Origin of the sequence: Candidatus Enterococcus huntleyi, assembly GCF_009933175.1 — a bacterium.
GTDB lineage: Bacteria > Bacillota > Bacilli > Lactobacillales > Enterococcaceae > Enterococcus_K > Enterococcus_K huntleyi.
The window spans coordinates 23,306-40,542 of sequence record NZ_MAEJ01000002.1; the positions used below are offsets into that span (position 1 = coordinate 23,306).

Below are 17,237 nucleotides of genomic sequence, written 5' to 3' on the forward strand. Positions count from 1 at the left end.
GAATTCAGTCAATCCTGAATTCTAGAGGGCTTTCTATTGAAAACTAGTCGCCTTTGGGATGGCTGGCGCTAGTTTCGTTTATTTATCTATGCGAATTTTTTGACCCATTTGCGATAAGGTAAGGCAGCGCCCACCAAGTAGAGCATAATCGTTTCTAGTGGCAACATAACCGCTACTTTGATCAAACGTGGGCTCCAAATTGCCCAGCTGTTCAACGGCACATTGTACATGATTGATAACCATAATGGCGTTAATAGTAGGGAAATTAATATCGTATTCGTCAGTGTGCACAAAAACGCGCGCAATACGGTGACTTCCTTCTTGTGAAAATAGAGCCCGTACACGACCCCACCGACAAAGGCATTAATCGTGAAGCCGATGAAAAAAGCGGCTTTCGGAAAGAGCATCATGCCAATCACATCTGCAACAGCTGCCCCAATCCCCGTCCATAGCGGGCCAAATAATAAGCCCATGATTAATTCCGGAACAAAGGTAAACGTAATCTTAATAAATTGAAGCTCAAAACCTAAAACTTGTGATAGGACCACCATCATAGCGATGAGTAAGCCCATGACAGCAATCATTCGACCGTCAATCTTTCTTTTCATTTCTAGCATCTCCTCAAAGAGTTGCTACACAATAAATATGCAGCGAATGCGAAAACAAAACCGCGAATCTCTCAATTCTTCGTCCAAAAGGCAACATCCCATCCCCTCAGCACTTAACGCTTCGTTTCCTACTCTGATTTTATTAGGCCTAAGCCTATAAAGAATATAGCACAGACTATCCTGCCTAAGCAATCAAACTCGCTCTTTGGCTAGGCTTTTTTTGGGGAATGTTCGGTACTAGACGAAATGAAACCTGTGTATACGTATACATGCAAAATCAGAACGAAAAAATCTTCTATTACCCATTAATTTTCAGCGGTATGCTGATTGAAAAATCTGTTTAAATGCAAAGAGTATTAAGGAGTTATTAAGTTCCCCTACTTTATTTAAATAACTCTATATAAGACAAAAACCACTCATCAAGAGTGGTTTTTTTCGGTTCCATTTAAACTTTTACTCGAATCATCTTAGAAAGATATTGGGCGATTGTCGTTTTCGTGGACGATTTCTCTGAAGTTAGCAAAGCCAGCATCTAAGCCGCGAATCAATATCTCAGCCGTCCCAATATTTGTTGCCAAAGGAATCTCGTAGACATCACTCAAACGAATCAAAGCAGTCACATCCGGTTCATGTGGTTGCGCTGCTAATGGATCACGTAGGAAAATCACCATATCAATATTATCTTCAGAAATCATTGCGCCGATTTGTTGGTCGCCACCTAATGGACCTGATTTAAAACGATGCACGGGTAAGCCAGTCGCTTCTTCGATTCGCATACCAGTGGTTCCTGTCGCAAATAATTCATGTGGCTCTAAGATATGTTTGTAGGCTGTCGTCATTTGTACCATTAAATCTTTTTTACGGTCATGGGCAATTAAAGCTATTTTCAAATTTGTTCCCTCCTTCTATCGATACTTATAAGTCTATTTTACCAAAACCTTCGACAAATTACCCAAAAATATTTCCTCATTTGTCAATCTGACGAAAAACTAGTGATTTTCTTGTGCACGTTACCATTGAATGTAGATAACGCTTTCAGCTATACTTTCAATATAATAAAAAATTAATTAACAGAAAGAGTGAATTCAATATGGTAGAAATGGCATTGAAACACGTTTATAAAAAATATGATAACGCAGATAGTTATTCTGTAACTGACTTTAATTTAGATATCGCAGATCGCGAGTTCATCGTTTTCGTTGGACCTTCTGGTTGTGGTAAATCAACAACTCTACGTATGATCGCGGGCCTTGAAGATATCACTGAAGGCGAATTAGAGATCGGTGGAAAAGTGATGAATGATGTCGCTCCTAAAGATCGTGACATCGCAATGGTATTCCAGAACTACGCTTTATACCCACATATGACTGTATTTGACAATATGGCATTCGGTTTGAAACTTCGTAAATATGACAAAGCTGATATTCAAAAACGTGTTGATAGCGCTGCTGAAATCTTAGGCTTAACTGAATACTTAAAACGTAAACCAGCTGCTTTATCTGGTGGACAACGTCAGCGTGTTGCCTTAGGTCGTGCCATCGTACGTGATGCAAAAGTCTTCCTAATGGATGAACCTTTATCTAACTTGGATGCTAAATTGCGTGTAGCGATGCGTGCCGAAATAGCTAAATTACACCAACGTTTAGAAACAACAACAATCTACGTTACCCATGACCAAACAGAAGCGATGACAATGGCTGACCGTATCGTTATCATGAAAGACGGTTTCATCCAACAAATCGGTTCTCCAAAAGAAGTTTACGATACACCAGTAAACATGTTCGTAGCCGGATTTATCGGTTCACCAGCAATGAACTTCTTCAACGTAACACTTAATAACGGTGTTATCACTGACGGACATGGCTTAGAATTACGCATTCCTGAAGGAAAAAATAAAATTTTAGTTGAAAAAGGCTACGATGGCAAAGAAATCGTCTTTGGTATTCGTCCTGAAGATATCCACAGTGAACAAGTTGTTTTAGATGCTACACCTGAAGCAGTTGTTCGTTCTGAAGTAGTCGTTTCTGAATTACTTGGAGCTGAAACTATGCTTTATACAAGAATCGGCGATACAGAATTTATCTCAAAAGTTGATGCCCGCGACTTCCACCGTCCAGGTGAAGTAGTTGACCTAGCATTCAACATCAGTAAAGCTCACTTCTTCGACAAAGAATCAGAAGACGTGATCAAGTTACCTTAAACCACGGTCCCCCTTTTCTAGGCCTTGCTGTTAAAAGACAGCAGGGTCTATTTTGTTAGTCCCGCTTACCAAGTATCGCAGTAGCGGGATAATATGCGTAGGGCAATAAATTGAATTGGAACAATTCATTACCTTACTCGCCCCTAGCTTGCCAGTTCGACTTTGCCAGTTCGACTAACCAAGTATCGCAGTAGTCGAATGGTATGCGTAGAGCAATCCTGTGAATTGGAACAATTCACTTCCTTTAAAAGCTCCTAGCTGCTCAACTCTATAGTTCCAAGATCATCTAGCAGCGGAATGGTATGCGTAGGACAATAAAGAAAATGGCACATTTTCATTCCTTATCCGTCCCTAACCACTCAACTCAATAGCAGCACCCTGCCTCTCACCTACACAATTTCATCCTTAACATTTCCCTACTGAATTCTTTATTCTTTCACTACACTTCCGTCACAATTTATTCAAATTTATCCGTTATATTATATACATACCAACAAACAACCCTAACAAAAACACTTTTTCATTTTTTAACTCCTTTGCTCGCCAGCTACCCTCTGGCGAGCTTTAATTTTGTTACCAGTTCTACTTTGCCAGTCCTTAGCCACTCAACTCTATATTAGTACTCTACGTCTCACCTATATAATCTCATCCTTAACATTTCCCTACTGAATTCTTTACTCTTTCACTACACTTCCGTCACAATTTATTCAAACTTATCCGTTATATTATATACATACCAACAAACAACCCTAACAAAAACACTTTTTCATTTTTTAACTCCTTTGCTCGCCAGCTACCCTCTGGCGAGCTATATTTTTTACCAGTTGCCAGTTCCACTTACCAAGTGTCAGAGTAGTGGAATGGTAAACGTTGTGCGATAATAGTGAACTGGAACAGTTCGCTTCCTTACCTCAGCACTAGTAGGAATGGTATGCGTAGGACAATAAAGAAAATGGTACATTTTCATTATTTACCCGTTCCTAGCTGCTCAACTCAATAACGAGCCGCTAATCCCCATCGCTTAAAACTAGCCATCTGATATTTACAGCTCTATGCTCTATATGATAGAATTTCTTTAACCTTTTTTCATTAAAGGTATCTCCTAATTTGTTTACTGTAGCGGTCGGGAAACCAACTATAGTCTAATGAGTTAGGAGTTTTTTCGTACTGAGTATTCCTCGGTTAATCATATTTTCTAACAAAAAAAGAGTGTGAGATAAAACTAAAATCTAGTTTCATCTCACACTCTAAACTCATACAATTAATGCTAAAAATTTAGCGACTAACTTTTGCTTTCTTTTGAAATGGTAGAACTTGTCCTCGATTACTTGTTTTAGCTTTCGTAAAAATTGGTACATCGAAATGTTTACTCAAAGTCCCTGCTACAAAGTAAGCAATATTGTAATCGACTAGACTATGAATCAGCCCGCCAATCCCCATCAACACAAATACTGTGTAAAAATAACCATCGGCATAATAGCTATCTGGCATATTACCCATAAAGAAGAAAGCACTGACCACTAGCATTTCAAAGACTGAATGAATGATGCCGATAACCAAATTAAAACTTTGAAACCGCAAGTTCCCCAACGAAAACTTTCCATCGACCAAAACAATATCCGGTCTCATTTGAAGAAACCAAGCACCAACTAAGGCAAAAACAATATGTGAGAGCGCGCGTAAAGCAATGATGACTGGCGCAGAAAGGAAAAAGCCAAAAGCTGTTCCCAAAGCCACCGCAATCGCTACGCCGGGTGAGAAAAACATCGCAATAAATAAGGGCACGTGACTCGCTAAGGTGAAGGAAGCGGGCGGAATCATGATTTTTGGCATCACCAGTGGAATAATTATCCCCATGGCAATCAGTAGTGCGGTGATTGTTAACTGTCGAACTGAATTCTTTTTCATTTGAAGGACTCCTCGTTTTTGTGTCAAGACATATTTTACAATCCCTATTGTAGCTTTCTTTCCACAGAGCTGTCAAGACATATTAGTTTGAATTCTTTTTCAAAAATTATTTTATTGGTCACGTAAAAAAAGACACCTCACTTTATGACTAGTGAAGTGCCTCAATATTTTTTTCTGATAACTTTTACTTTCTTTTCTTCAATCCCTCAACAGCTTCCTCAATTGATTCTGCTCGCGTGATTGCTGAGATAACTGAAACGCCTTGAACACCTGTCGCCAAGACTTCTTGACCATTTTCCAAACTAATCCCACCAATTGCTACGACTGGTTTTTGCGCCAGACGTGCGTAGTCAGCCAATTTTTCTACGCCGATGGGTTGTACCGCATCAGCTTTAGAGACGGTGCCAAATACTGGACCGATACCGTAGTAAGAAATTCCTGGCAGTTGATTGGCTTTCTCCACATGTGCTGCTGTCTCGCAGGATAATCCAACGATCTTCCCATCAAACAAGCGCAACACTTCTTCGATCGCTTGATCCGATTGCCCGACATGTACGCCATCCGCACCAATCTTTAAAGCTAATTCAACTTCATCATTGATTAAAAACGGCACCTTGTATGCTCGGCATAATTCCTGACACTTTCTAGCCGTTTCTTCAATCTCACTTGGTTCAGTCAAACTACCCGCCCCTTTTTCGCGATATTGAAAACAAGTAATACCCGCTTGTAAAGCTTCTTCTAACACAGAAAATAAATTCCCTTGCACAATATCTTGCGTCCCGGCGATAAAATAAACTGCTAACATTTCTTCAATCTTAGTCATGGGCTTCCACCTTGCGATACGCCCAATGATTAGTCGGTCCATTGCCGTGACCGACAGAAATCCCATCTTCAATCGCTGCTTGAATATAGGCTTTCGCCGTCGTAACTGCCTCAAGGGCATTCGCTCCTTTGGCTAACTCTGCCGTGATGCAAGCCGAAAAGGTGCAGCCGGTCCCATGAGTATTTTTCGTATCAATCCGTTTGCCAGCCAGCCATTCAACTTGGCCATTTTCTAACAAAAGCATATCCTCAGATTCGGCACCCTCCACATGATGGCCACCCTTAACTACCACATTTTTTGCGCCCATTTGTTGAATCAATTGCCCTGCTTCAATCATCTCCGCTTTGGTCGTAATTTTCATGCCCGTTAAGACTTCCGCTTCCGGCACATTCGGCGTCACCACGCAAGCCAATGGCAATAAACGTTCCTTCACCGCGTGCACAGCTGAATCCTTCAAAAGTGCATGACCGCTCTTGGCAATCATCACCGGATCCACCACTAACGGTCCAAAATCGGCCGTCTTCAAAAATTCCGCAACTATTGTGGTAATTTCATCCGTAAATAACATCCCTGTCTTAACCGCAGAAATTTTAAAGTCATCTTTAATGCTGGCCAATTGCTCTTTTAGCGCCTCAATCGGCAAATCAAAAACATTCGTCACGCCTTTCGTATTTTGAATCGGCAACGCCGTCAAAACAGAAGTTCCGAACACTCGGCGTTCTTGAAACGTTTTTAAATCCGCCTGCATGCCAGCGCCTCCGCCACCATCAAAGCCCGCAATCGTTAATGCCTGTATCGTCTCATTCATTTGATCCATCCTCTCAATTTTCGATTTTCATCCATCTACTTTTTATCGATTTATTAGTTAATCAGTTTCAATTTTGTTTCAGTCGTCAATTTATTTCTGGTTCCTTTTTAGTCAACTTTTTCAATCCGTGAATTCTCTTGCACCGAAAGGGTATCCATTTGACTCAACTGATCCAATAAATTATTTCTAAACGAGCCCACTGCTAAGACCGGCAACATATCCGCCACCAATTCACCGGCTAACGCGTACATCGCACTGGCAACCACGACTTGCTCAATCACAGGTTTCTCAGTCAATGCCAGATAAGCACCACAGACACAGGAATGCAGGCAGCCAGCACCAGTCATAGAAGGAAAATAGCTCGTACCATTTTTGACAAGATAAGTCTTTTCGCCATCGGTAATCACATCTTCCACGCCACTGACTACGACAAACGTGTGATATTTCTTCGCCACCGTTTTCGCCATAGCCACCACATCACCCTCGCCCGAGCCAGCATCGACGCCTTTAGCCGACCAATCCGCTTCAGCCAAGGTCGCAATTTCGCCAGCATTCCCCCGTATCAATGTCGGCTTAATCATTTCAATCAAGCGAATGCCTGCAGTCTTTCTAAAACTCGTCGCGCCAATCCCGACTGGATCAAAGACAACCGGTTTGCCCAGCTTTCGGGCAGTCGTTCCAGCAATCTCCATCGCCTCAATCTGTTCCTCATTCAGCGTACCCATATTTAAAACCACGACATCCGCAATCCCAGCCACTTCAGCCATTTCAGGCACGGCACTCGACATAAACGGCGACGCGCCAATCGCCAACAGACCATTCGCCGAATCGTTAGCCACGACAATATTCGTAATGTTGTGGACAAGCGGATTTTGGACTCTCATTTCATCAACCAACTTATAAGGATACATATTTATTACTCCATTCTTCTTTTTGATAGCTCATTTCCCAAAAATACAATTCTTCATAACTACTAATCACAAAGGTCTCTTCCATCAACTGCTGTTCCTCTTCAGACGCAGCTTCTGCCAATTGATTCGTCAAATTTTTTTGCGCCTCAACCGTCAATTTGTACCCTTCACTCTCATAGGTTTCAATCCACCGCTGATACAATGAATGCGGTGAACCCTCAGCAATCAGCGCATCGCCAATCTCTTGATACAACCAATAACACGGCAATAACGCCGACACCATCTGACCAACGCTTCCCGAATAAGCCGCGCGATACAAATGCGAAATATAATGATAGGTATTCGGTGCCATATCGGTTTGCCGAATCTCCTCCTCAGTAATCGAAAGCTCTGCAAAAAATGTCTCTCTCACCGAGATCTCTGATCGCTCAATTCCAGCAATATTTTGCAAAAATAATTTTTTTATTTCTAAATCCTCTGTACTGTCAGCTGCAGTCCGATGAATCTCGGCAAAGGCCTGCAAGTAAAAATAATCTTGAATCAGATAAAAACGAAATTTATCCTCTGCTAAGGTCCCCTTCTGTAACTCTTTTATGAACGGGTGCCTCATGCTCTGTGCCCATATTGGTGCTGCTCGTTTTCTAATTTTTTCGGTAAATAACAATTTCTTTCCTCCTAAAATAAATTTAGTGGAAGATGTCTGGATCAATCAGGAGTTTGTTTGGTTTGGTAGGGCTGGGGTACTAGCTTCAGAAATTTGAAATATTCCATTGCTTGTCAGATTACGTTTAGCATTCAACTAACTAGTCCGGCAACTTTGCGTTGAGCAGCTAAGAGCTTCTAAATGAGGGGAATTGTTCCAATTCCCTTTATCGCTCTACGCATAGCATTCGACTAGATGGTCCTAGAACTATTGTGCTGAGCAGCTAAGAGCTTTTTAAATGGAGTGAACTGTTCCAGTTCACATCATCGCTCTACGCATACCATTCCACTACTGCGGTACTTGGTAAGTGGAACTGGCAACTGGCAAAATAAGACACTTCAACACAGATTTTTCCTGCGTGAAGTGTCTTCAAACTTACTGATTGATTTTTAGACTACTTCCCTACGCAAGTATCAACTTACAGGTTCGAAGGGTCCGTTCGTGTGAACATCTCAGTCAAAATTGACTCCCCTAGTAACTGTTTTCATTATAACATAGATACGTGGGCTTGCCTTGATTGATTACTTGTTTTGGCTTTCTTAAAAATCAGTAATATCTTTTATTTATTGCAAAAGAATGAGCGCGATTCCCCTTCAGCTGTTACGCTGACTGAATATCTCGCTCATTCTGGCTCTATATTATTTAGTTTTCGAATTAATTTCCTGCTACTTCCAACTTATTCCGCAATCCGATTCGCTTCCATCGCGTTACTTAATGCAGCAAATTCAGCTAAGGACAGTGTTTCGCCTCTGCGGCCTGGATCGATTTCGGCGATTTCTAAGCTTTTTGTTAACCATGCTTTGATTTCATCTGTTTTTCCGTAGGTTTGTTGCAAATTATTCCACAACGTTTTGCGGCGTGATTGGAAAGAAGCTTTCGTCAATTTGAAGAATCCTTTTTCGTCAGTCACTTCGACAGCTGGTGTTTCGCGTTTAGTTAATTTTAGGATTGCTGAGTCGACATTCGGTTGCGGAATGAAGACTGTTTTTGGCACGATGAAGGCAATCGATGCTTCCATATAATATTGCACGGCAATCGTCAATGAGCCATACGCTTTGGTGCCCGGCTGTGCTGAAATACGATCTGCAACTTCTTTTTGCATCATGACAACCATTTCTGTGACCTCTAAATCAGAGTCCAAAAAGTGCATCATAATTGGTGTTGTGATGTAATACGGCAGGTTTGCCACGACTTTTATCGGCAGGTCTGCGCTAAAATGTTCGCGCGTCATCTCAACCAAATCCGCCTTCAAGACATCTTGGTGAACGACCGTCACATTTGGGTAGCGGTGCATGGTGTCGGCTAACACGGGAATCAGGCGGTCATCAATCTCGACAGCCAAAACTTCCTTGGCATTCATCGCCAACTGTTCCGTCAATGCCCCGATTCCTGGTCCAACTTCGATGACATTGGTCTCTTCATCAATCGCAGCTGTTTCGACAATCTTGCGTAAAATGTTTGGCTCAGTCAAAAAGTTTTGGCCCAAGCTTTTCTTAAATTGAAAGCCATGTTCTTTTAAAATTTCTTTGGTTCTCGATGGTGTTGCAATTTCTTTATACTCAGTCAAATTGATTCCTCCACTTTTTTCATCGCTTGTGCCAGCTCATCTGCTGTAATCCGAAACATTCTTAAACGTTTTTCCAACTGTTTTCCATTGGTATAGCCGATTCTCAGCTCATCACCCAATAACTCGCGGCGTGCCTTAGCGCCCTCACCGGCAATTAAGCCGTAATCCACTAAATCTTCTCGCGTAATCGCAGTCTCAGAAAATTCAGTCTGATTGTCGCGCTTCTCTTTCGTAGTGATCGGCGTAACGACTTTTCGCAAAGCTTCTAAAATCGCTTCATCACTAGCATGTTCCACGCCCAAACTAGTCCCTCTTTTTTTCGGCGCCGCATCTTTTCGCGGCAAGAAAGCATGCTTGGCATCTGGCACGACTTCCATAATCGTCTTACGAATTTTTTCCCCTGAAAAATCAGGATCCGTAAACACAATCACGCCACGAGTTTCTTGCGCATGTTCAATCTGCATTAAAATTTCTTCGTTAATCGCTGAGCCAATCGTCTCAATCGTATCGGCCTCAACCACTTCTTGCAAACGCCGAGTGTCATCTTTTCCTTCGACGACAATGATTTCTTCAATTTTTAATTTCCCCATTATTTCTCTAACCGAAATAAACGATGGGCATTTTCAGTCGTAATTCTCGCTAACTCTTCCAACGGTATATTTCGCAATTCCGCAATCTTCTCTGCCGTATAACGCGTATAGCCAGGCTCATTTCGTTTGCCACGATAAGGCACTGGCGCTAAGTAAGGTGCATCCGTTTCAACCAAAAGTTTATCCAACGGCACCTGAGTCGCTGCTTCTTGGACATCCAACGCTTTTTTAAACGTCACGACGCCACTAAATGAAATATGCATACCTAAATCCAAAAAGCGTTTGGCCCACTCGCCATCCCCACTAAAACTATGCATAATCCCGCCAATCGTTTGAACCTTTTCTTCCTTCAAAATCTTATAGGTATCATCCAGCGCCTCACGCGTATGGATACTAATCGGCAAATTCATCTCCCGCGCAATCGCCATCTGCCGGCGAAACACGCGATCTTGGACCTCTTTAGGATCTTCCATCCAGTGATAATCCAAGCCAATCTCGCCCAAAGCCACAACCTTCGGCAAAGTCAGCTGATGCTGCAAACGCTCCTCAATCTCTTTCGTGTAACTCCCCGCCTCAGTCGGATGCCAGCCAATAATACTATAAATAGAATCGTAGGTCTGACTCAGCTCCAAAGACTTCTCAATCGTCGGCGTATCAAAGCCTACAACAGCCATCTCCGTCACGCCAAGGTCAAGCGCCCGCTGAATCGTTTCTGGAATATCATCAGCAAATTGCTCTGCATTTAAATGTGTATGTGTATCAAAAATCATAATGATTCGTCTCCTCTATCAATGAGTTCTTTCCTACTTTATCATATTTCCCACAAAAGCTGAATGCTCGTCCCTTGATTTACTGAAAAAAAGCGTAGAATACCTCAATTATTTCTCTATTCATTATATTATGATCAACCACTTACTACTTATTTTCATTAATATTTCATCTAAGGCTATACAAAGGTAGCTATCTACCTTATGCTTGGTGCACAAAGAGGAGATGTATTATGGACACATTAAAAATAGAAAGCTGGGGAGATAGTTACGGGTTACGTCTTCCTAAAAAAGCTATGGACTATCTCGAGATTCAAACTGGAGATGAGGTCACATTTATCTTTGAAATCAATCACGGCAGATATCAATTAATCATTGAAGCGAAAAATCCATCTACATTAAACGAGCTAACGATTGAAGAACTATTTTCTGGATACACAACTAAAAAATTTCAAACGAGCCTACAAAATTTGGGAGAACCAATTGGGTATGAAATACGATAAGCGGCAAAAAGAGTAAGACACACGTCCTACTCTTTTTCGTTTGTCCACTCCGCCATGCGAAAATAATATACACCTACACAAAATTATCTTTGGGTAGGTGCACGTTAATAAATTTCGATATCACAAGGAGGATACTGACTACTTATTTATTTTTTTCATATAATTCTTTCGCTGATTGTACAATATGAGCAATCGTAAATTGATAGTCTTCAAGTAGTTCTGGTACTGGGGAAGATTTCCCGTAGTTACTAACACCGATAGAATCACCATAACTTCCGACATATTTACTCCAACCAATGGTAGATCCTAATTCAACTGATAATTTATTAAGACATCCTTTTGGCAACACTGATTCTCTATATGCCTCATCCTGTTGATCAAACAACTCCCAGCTAGGTAAAGAAACAACATTTACTTTGTACTCATTTGAAAGTTCTTCTTTTGCTTCTAATACCATAGAAACCTCTGAACCTGTAGCAACCAAAATGATATCTGGATTCTCACTATCTTTAGATAATACATACCCACCTTTTTCGGCCTTACTTAAATCAACTTCTTGTAAAACCGGAACATCATGTCTGCCTAACGCTAATAGATAAGGCTGTTTTTTTGATTCCATCGCTAACTTCCAGCCCGCAATCGTTTCATTCGCATCAGCTGGTCTATAAACAATTAAGTTTGGCATAGCACGCAGAGAAATCAAGTGCTCCACTGGCTGATGTGTTGGACCATCTTGACCAACTTGAAGACTATCATGAGTCATAATAAATGTGACAGGTACACCCATCAATGCCGCATGGCGAATAGCCGAACGCATATAATCTGAGAAGACTAAAAATGTACCGCAGTATCCTTTTAATCCACCATGTAAGGCAACACCGTTTGAAATGGAAGCCATCGCAAATTCTCTCACACCAAAGTGAATGTTTGGCCCACTATGATCCCCTTGTTTCATGAATGGGGCGTCTTCTATTGTTGTTTTATTTGAAGAAGCTAAGTCAGCTGATCCACCTATAAGTATTGGTAAATCTTTATATATTTTATTGAGCATTTTCCCTGACGCAGTTCGAGTAGCCATACTTTTCTCTGTAAATAATTCCAGTGTGGCATCTGACAACTCAAATGATTCATTCATGACCTTCAACAATTCATCATGAAGCTCTGGATATGCTTTTGCATAATTAGCTACTAATTGATGCCAATCCTCTTCATCTACTTTACCCTTTTCTACTATTCCCGAAAAATCTGTTTTAACTTCTTCAGGAACAAAAAATTCTTCATGTTCCCAACCTATTGCTTTTTTAATTACTTTCGCTTCTTCTTCACCTACAGGGTTACTATGAATCTTTTCAGTTCCTTGTAGACTAGAGCCAAAACCGATAATATTTTTCACTTCAATCAGCGTTGGTTTCTCTTTCTCCATTTTCGCCTGTTGAATAGCTTTGGCAATTTCTGTTAAATCATTACCATTCTCTACGTAGAGTGTTTGCCAATTCATCGCTTGAAATTTTTGTTGGGTGTTTTCTCTGGAAGATAATTCTATTGGGCCATCTGATGTCACATCATTAGAATCATAAAGAACAATTAGTTTGCCTAATCCTAAATTCCCTGCAACGGCTGCAGCCTCTAATGCTACACCTTCTTCCAAATCACCATCTCCACATATTGTATAAGTATGATGATCCACAACTGAATACTCTTCTTTATTAAATCTTGCACTCAAATGAGCTTCGGCAATCGCAAGTCCAACAGTCATTGATAAGCCTTGTCCTAAAGGTCCTGTTGTTGCCTCAACCCCTGGGGTATGAAATACCTCTGGATGTCCTGGAGTACGGCTATCATGTTGTCGAAATTGTTTTAAATCTTCCATAGTAACATCGTATCCACTTAAATGAAGTAGGATATATAATAAAATTGACCCATGTCCTGACGTTAAAACAAAGCGATCTCGGTTGAACCACTGTGGATTCTTAGGGTTATGTTTCATCTGATTTCTAAATAATTCATACCCCATTGGTGCTGACCCAAGAGGCATACCCATGTGTCCGTGATGCGCATTTTCCACACTATCGACTACAAGACTTCTAATTGTTGCTACAGAACTACTTTTTAAATCCATTTAATTCCCTCCATATCTCTTCTAATTAAAAATTCCTTTTAAGAATTCTCCTACATAATAAATAAGTAAGCCGACAACGTTGAAATCAGTTTCTGGGAAAGATGTTCCAGTTAACCCAATATTTTCCATGATTGGATAGATTAACGCTGGTCCAACTGCGATTAAGATTCCTACAACAAACGAACCTGCGATACAGCCTTTCCAACCGCCAGTTGCATTTCCGAAAACTCCTGCTGTAGCACCAATGAAAAAGTAAGGAACTGCAACGGGTATAATAACGATACTTCCTAGAGCACCCATTATTACCATACATAATAAACCGCCAACGTAAGCCGATAAAAAGCCAATCACTGTCGCAGTGGGAGCAAACGGGAAGACCACTGGACAATCCAATGCAGGTTTCGCATTTGGAATCAATTTCTCTGATATCCCTACGAACGCGCTTACAATTTCACCTAGGAACAAACGAACCCCTGTAATTATCACGTATAAGGCTGCTGCAAAGCTTAATCCTTGGAATAATGGATATACTAACCAGTTCACACCGCCAGAAAGTACTTCTACAGATTCTTTTCCAGCAGCAATTGCAGCAATATAGAAGAATATGATCATCGTGATAGAAACGCCTACTACATAGTCTTTAAACATTGTTAGCCATTTAGGCAAGTTCAAATTTTCTGTACTATCTTCCGGTTTTCCTACTTTTGATCCAATCCAACCTGAAAGGGCATAACCAATAGTTACATAATGACCCATAGCAAGTTCATCATCACCTGTAACTTTTCGCATATAAGGCTGGGCAATTGCTGGGAATAATGCCGCACAGAACCCTAATATAATTCCACCAAAAATAATTATTGCTGTATTACCTAGACCTAGTGCTTTAAACATAATTGTTAAAAGTGCTGCTAAGTATAAATTATGTTGCCCAGTTAAAAATATATATTTCAACGGGGTAAATTTAGCTACTAATAAGTTACACAAAAATCCAATCAGCATAACTAATGAAACGGTGGTTCCGAATTGCTGCTGAGCTAATGCTGTAACTGCTTCAGCTAAAGGCAGTACACCCTTTAAACCAAAGCCTTTTGCGAATAATTCTTGAAAACTATCTAGTGCAGTGACTGCAGCAGCAGATCCTACGCCAAAAACTAAAAAGCCAACAATTGTTTTTAATGTGCCCGATATGATTTTGTCAACCGACTCTTTTTGTAAGATTAGTCCGGTTAGTGCAATTACCCCAACTAAGATTGGTGCCGATGCAAGTAAATCAAAAACAATAACTTTTAAAATCTCCATAATTTCACTCCTCACTTTTTATTCTTGATCAGAAAAGAACTGCTTTAATTTCGCCTCAATTTCATTTTTATCCATCAAATTTTGAATACCGATAACATAAGGGACTTGGTCTCTAATCTCATCTGCAACGTCTGCCATCGTAATCACTAAATCGCCCTTAAAACTTTTTACATCATCAAGGGTACTGTGCTGTACATCTAAAGAAAACTTGTTTGCACGCACAACTTGATCTACTTTAATTTTTAGCATCATACTAGAGCCCATACCAGTTCTACATGCGATTAATGCTTTTTTCATATCTCATGACACTCCTTTTCAAATTTTTTTATATAATTCATTATCTCTCTAGGATGTATAGCCTTTTTTAACGTATCATAGAATTCCTGTTGATCGAGCAATTCTGCTAATTCGGCCATTGCAGTAATATGTGTCTGATTGTCTAGTGCACTTAAGCCAAATATATACAAAACTGGGTCATTTTCTTTATTGCCAAAAGAAATGGGTGTTTTTAATGTAGCAATACTAATAGCAATTTCTTTTGCCCCTGCTTCTGGTCTCGCATGAGGTAAAGCAACATGTTTAGTTATCACAATATACGGTCCACTCTCTTTAGCTGTTTTTATCATGTCATCAACGTAATTAGGCGTAACTTTCTCTTTATCAATCAGTGGTTGCGCAGCTTTACGAACGGCCTCTTCCCAATCAGCTGCCTCAATATTTAGTGAGATTAATGACTCAGACGTTATTTCACTTAACAATGGATACCTCATCCCTTCCTCTTCTACAATTTTAGAAAGATATTTTTCTTTTTGACATATCTCTTTTTTAATCATTCTATATTGATCTGAAGTTACATATTTCTTTATCGTTACTAAAACTTTTTCTATGGTAGGATCGACTAATTCTTCGTCATTCAACAAATCGTAAACTTTAGAAATCAATTGATACTTTTCTTTTGCATTCATAATAGGACTCAAAATTATAAATGGCTTGTTTATAGAAAGAAGCCTACTCGAAACTGCCGTTGAAAAAACAATTTGAACGTTTTCGGTTACGATTTCTTTCTTGTAATCCTGCAAGATAAATTCCATATCCGGAAACAATTCTTCTAATTCTCGTTTCAGAATAATGGACGTCCCGACACCACTAGGACAAAGGATTAGACTTCTTTTCCTATAGACTTTCTGCTCTTTTTCTTCATACGTCGATGCCGCGAAATGAACCGTTAGATAAGCAATCTCATCGTCAGGGACTTCATGTTGAAAAATAGGATACAGTGGTTGTAGCGCTTCTTGCACTAACGAATACATTTCACCATATTCTTCTTTAATTCGTTTCTTTAACGGGTTAACAATCGGGAGTTTATAGAGTAATCGATAGTAAGCTGGTCTAAGGTGTTCATATAATTGTTGCGCAATAGCTGAATGATTTTTGAATTTAATTCCCGACAGAGCTTCAAATCGATGAATTAAACGATTGCCTAGCTGCTTAATTATTGTTTGATCTCGCGTATTTTCTTCAATATTTCCCATTGATAGGCCTAACATCCACGCATAAATATAAGTAATGTTCTTTTGACTTTGAATAGCCGTTTCTTGTGCTAAGTACTCACTAAATTTATACTCCTTCGAATCACAATCAATAATATCGATTAGCTTTTCATCCTCAACAGAACAACGAATAAAGCGCTCGGTTAACAGATGAAAACAATAAGTAAACTCTTTTAACTTATTCTCAACAAAATGAATGGAAAATCGATGACTTGCAGCAACAATCGTCTTTCTTGTCTCTTCAAATGGTTGCTCTATTTCTTGCTGAATATATTTCTGAAGAAGCGTTTCGCCATTATCTTCATACAAGCAATGGATAACCTTTTGCATAAGCATTGAGCGAATTACTGATTCATTCCCAGAAATGTAGTAACCTTTCTCTCGTGAATATTCGATTTGAAATCCATCTTTTAAGAATTCTTGTCTTAATTCTTTTACATCACTTAGCACGGTTGACTTACTTGCATGTACCATGTATACAAAATCATCTAAAGATAAATAATCACAAGAACATACCAATTTTAATAATATGAATAGCTTCCTACTTTGCTTATCATAAAATAGATCATTTCCTTTCTCTAAATTGATTAAATATTCCTGTAAAAATCGTTCACCTTCTTTATCAATTAAAACCTCCTTGTCAGATAAAATGATTCCGGTTTCATTCTTGTGCAATACAAGATTATTAATTTTTTGTATTGCATAAGAAATCTGTCTGTTACTCAAGCTATACTTCTCTCTAATTCCACAAATATCTCTTTCTTTTCTGAAAACTAAATCATGAAGAATCGCAATAGTTCTATCATCAATCATGTCCTCAACTCCTAACTAAATAGTAAGATCGAAGTGACTACAATTCAATTCTATTTTATAGCAAGATT

16 protein-coding genes and 2 riboswitches are annotated in these 17,237 nt (G+C 39.8%); of the genes, 2 read left to right on the plus strand and 14 right to left on the minus strand.

Features of this window, described 5'->3' with window-relative positions:
- Positions 1–86: 86 nt before the first annotated feature.
- Both BAU15_RS03145 and mgsA read right to left on the minus strand, forming a co-directional pair.
- Positions 87–608, minus strand: coding sequence for a folate family ECF transporter S component (locus tag BAU15_RS03145; protein WP_161841316.1), 522 nt, complete (start codon positions 606–608; stop codon positions 87–89).
- A gap of 38 nt (positions 609–646) precedes the next feature.
- A riboswitch (THF riboswitch) is annotated at positions 647–746 on the minus strand.
- 329 nt (positions 747–1,075) lie between these two features.
- Positions 1,076–1,498 (minus strand): methylglyoxal synthase, encoded by a 423-nt coding sequence (mgsA, locus tag BAU15_RS03150; protein ID WP_161841317.1) that lies wholly within the window; start codon positions 1,496–1,498, stop codon positions 1,076–1,078.
- A 200-nt stretch (positions 1,499–1,698) separates the two neighbouring features.
- Here mgsA and BAU15_RS03155 point away from each other — a divergent pair, with 200 nt between their 5' ends.
- Positions 1,699–2,808, plus strand: coding sequence for an ABC transporter ATP-binding protein (locus BAU15_RS03155; RefSeq protein WP_161841318.1), 1,110 nt, complete (start codon positions 1,699–1,701; stop codon positions 2,806–2,808).
- Between the two features lie 1,275 nt (positions 2,809–4,083).
- Here the strand turns inward: BAU15_RS03155 and BAU15_RS03160 are convergent.
- From BAU15_RS03160 to BAU15_RS03195, 8 genes are all read right to left on the minus strand, one after another.
- Positions 4,084–4,716, minus strand: coding sequence for a hypothetical protein (locus BAU15_RS03160; protein WP_161841319.1), 633 nt, complete (start codon positions 4,714–4,716; stop codon positions 4,084–4,086).
- A gap of 184 nt (positions 4,717–4,900) precedes the next feature.
- Entirely contained in the window at positions 4,901–5,539 is a 639-nt protein-coding gene (gene thiE / locus BAU15_RS03165) for a thiamine phosphate synthase (RefSeq protein ID WP_237580118.1), read from the minus strand.
- On the minus strand, positions 5,532–6,347 hold the full coding sequence (thiD, locus tag BAU15_RS03170) for a bifunctional hydroxymethylpyrimidine kinase/phosphomethylpyrimidine kinase (protein ID WP_161841321.1): 816 nt from the start codon (positions 6,345–6,347) through the stop codon (positions 5,532–5,534). Before thiD ends, thiE begins: the two co-directional genes overlap by 8 nt.
- Positions 6,348–6,454: 107 nt before the next feature.
- Positions 6,455–7,258, minus strand: a complete 804-nt coding sequence (gene thiM, locus BAU15_RS03175) for a hydroxyethylthiazole kinase (protein WP_161841322.1) — start codon at positions 7,256–7,258, stop codon at positions 6,455–6,457.
- Positions 7,245–7,922, minus strand: coding sequence for a thiaminase II (gene tenA / locus BAU15_RS03180; protein ID WP_161841323.1), 678 nt, complete (start codon positions 7,920–7,922; stop codon positions 7,245–7,247). Before tenA ends, thiM begins: the two co-directional genes overlap by 14 nt.
- Positions 7,923–8,343: 421 nt before the next feature.
- Positions 8,344–8,444, minus strand: a riboswitch (TPP riboswitch).
- A 193-nt stretch (positions 8,445–8,637) separates the two neighbouring features.
- The gene (rsmA, locus tag BAU15_RS03185) at positions 8,638–9,528 is read right to left on the minus strand and encodes a 16S rRNA (adenine(1518)-N(6)/adenine(1519)-N(6))-dimethyltransferase RsmA (RefSeq protein WP_161841324.1); all 891 of its coding nucleotides are present in this window, start codon (positions 9,526–9,528) and stop codon (positions 8,638–8,640) included.
- Positions 9,525–10,118, minus strand: a complete 594-nt coding sequence (gene rnmV / locus BAU15_RS03190) for a ribonuclease M5 (protein ID WP_161841325.1) — start codon at positions 10,116–10,118, stop codon at positions 9,525–9,527. The genes rsmA and rnmV overlap by 4 nt, the downstream gene beginning before the upstream one ends.
- Complete coding sequence (locus tag BAU15_RS03195; protein ID WP_161841326.1) at positions 10,118–10,888, minus strand: TatD family hydrolase; 771 nt, start codon at positions 10,886–10,888, stop codon at positions 10,118–10,120. The genes rnmV and BAU15_RS03195 overlap by 1 nt, the downstream gene beginning before the upstream one ends.
- A gap of 230 nt (positions 10,889–11,118) precedes the next feature.
- On the opposite strand from BAU15_RS03195, the gene BAU15_RS03200 reads away from it, so the two are divergent.
- Positions 11,119–11,388, plus strand: a complete 270-nt coding sequence (locus tag BAU15_RS03200) for an AbrB/MazE/SpoVT family DNA-binding domain-containing protein (protein ID WP_161841327.1) — start codon at positions 11,119–11,121, stop codon at positions 11,386–11,388.
- A 142-nt stretch (positions 11,389–11,530) separates the two neighbouring features.
- On the opposite strand, the gene tkt is transcribed toward BAU15_RS03200, so the two are convergent.
- From tkt to BAU15_RS03220, 4 genes are read right to left on the minus strand one after another with little or no spacing between them, the layout of a single operon-like run.
- Positions 11,531–13,507: a transketolase gene (gene tkt / locus BAU15_RS03205; protein WP_161841328.1), complete on the minus strand. Its 1,977-nt coding sequence runs from the start codon at positions 13,505–13,507 to the stop codon at positions 11,531–11,533.
- A 21-nt stretch (positions 13,508–13,528) separates the two neighbouring features.
- The gene (locus tag BAU15_RS03210; protein WP_161841329.1) at positions 13,529–14,806 is read right to left on the minus strand and encodes a PTS ascorbate transporter subunit IIC; all 1,278 of its coding nucleotides are present in this window, start codon (positions 14,804–14,806) and stop codon (positions 13,529–13,531) included.
- Positions 14,807–14,824: 18 nt separating this feature from the next.
- Positions 14,825–15,103, minus strand: a complete 279-nt coding sequence (locus BAU15_RS03215) for a PTS sugar transporter subunit IIB (protein WP_161841330.1) — start codon at positions 15,101–15,103, stop codon at positions 14,825–14,827.
- Positions 15,100–17,169 (minus strand): BglG family transcription antiterminator, encoded by a 2,070-nt coding sequence (locus BAU15_RS03220; RefSeq protein WP_161841331.1) that lies wholly within the window; start codon positions 17,167–17,169, stop codon positions 15,100–15,102. Before BAU15_RS03220 ends, BAU15_RS03215 begins: the two co-directional genes overlap by 4 nt.
- Between the last annotated feature and the right edge of the window lie 68 nt (positions 17,170–17,237).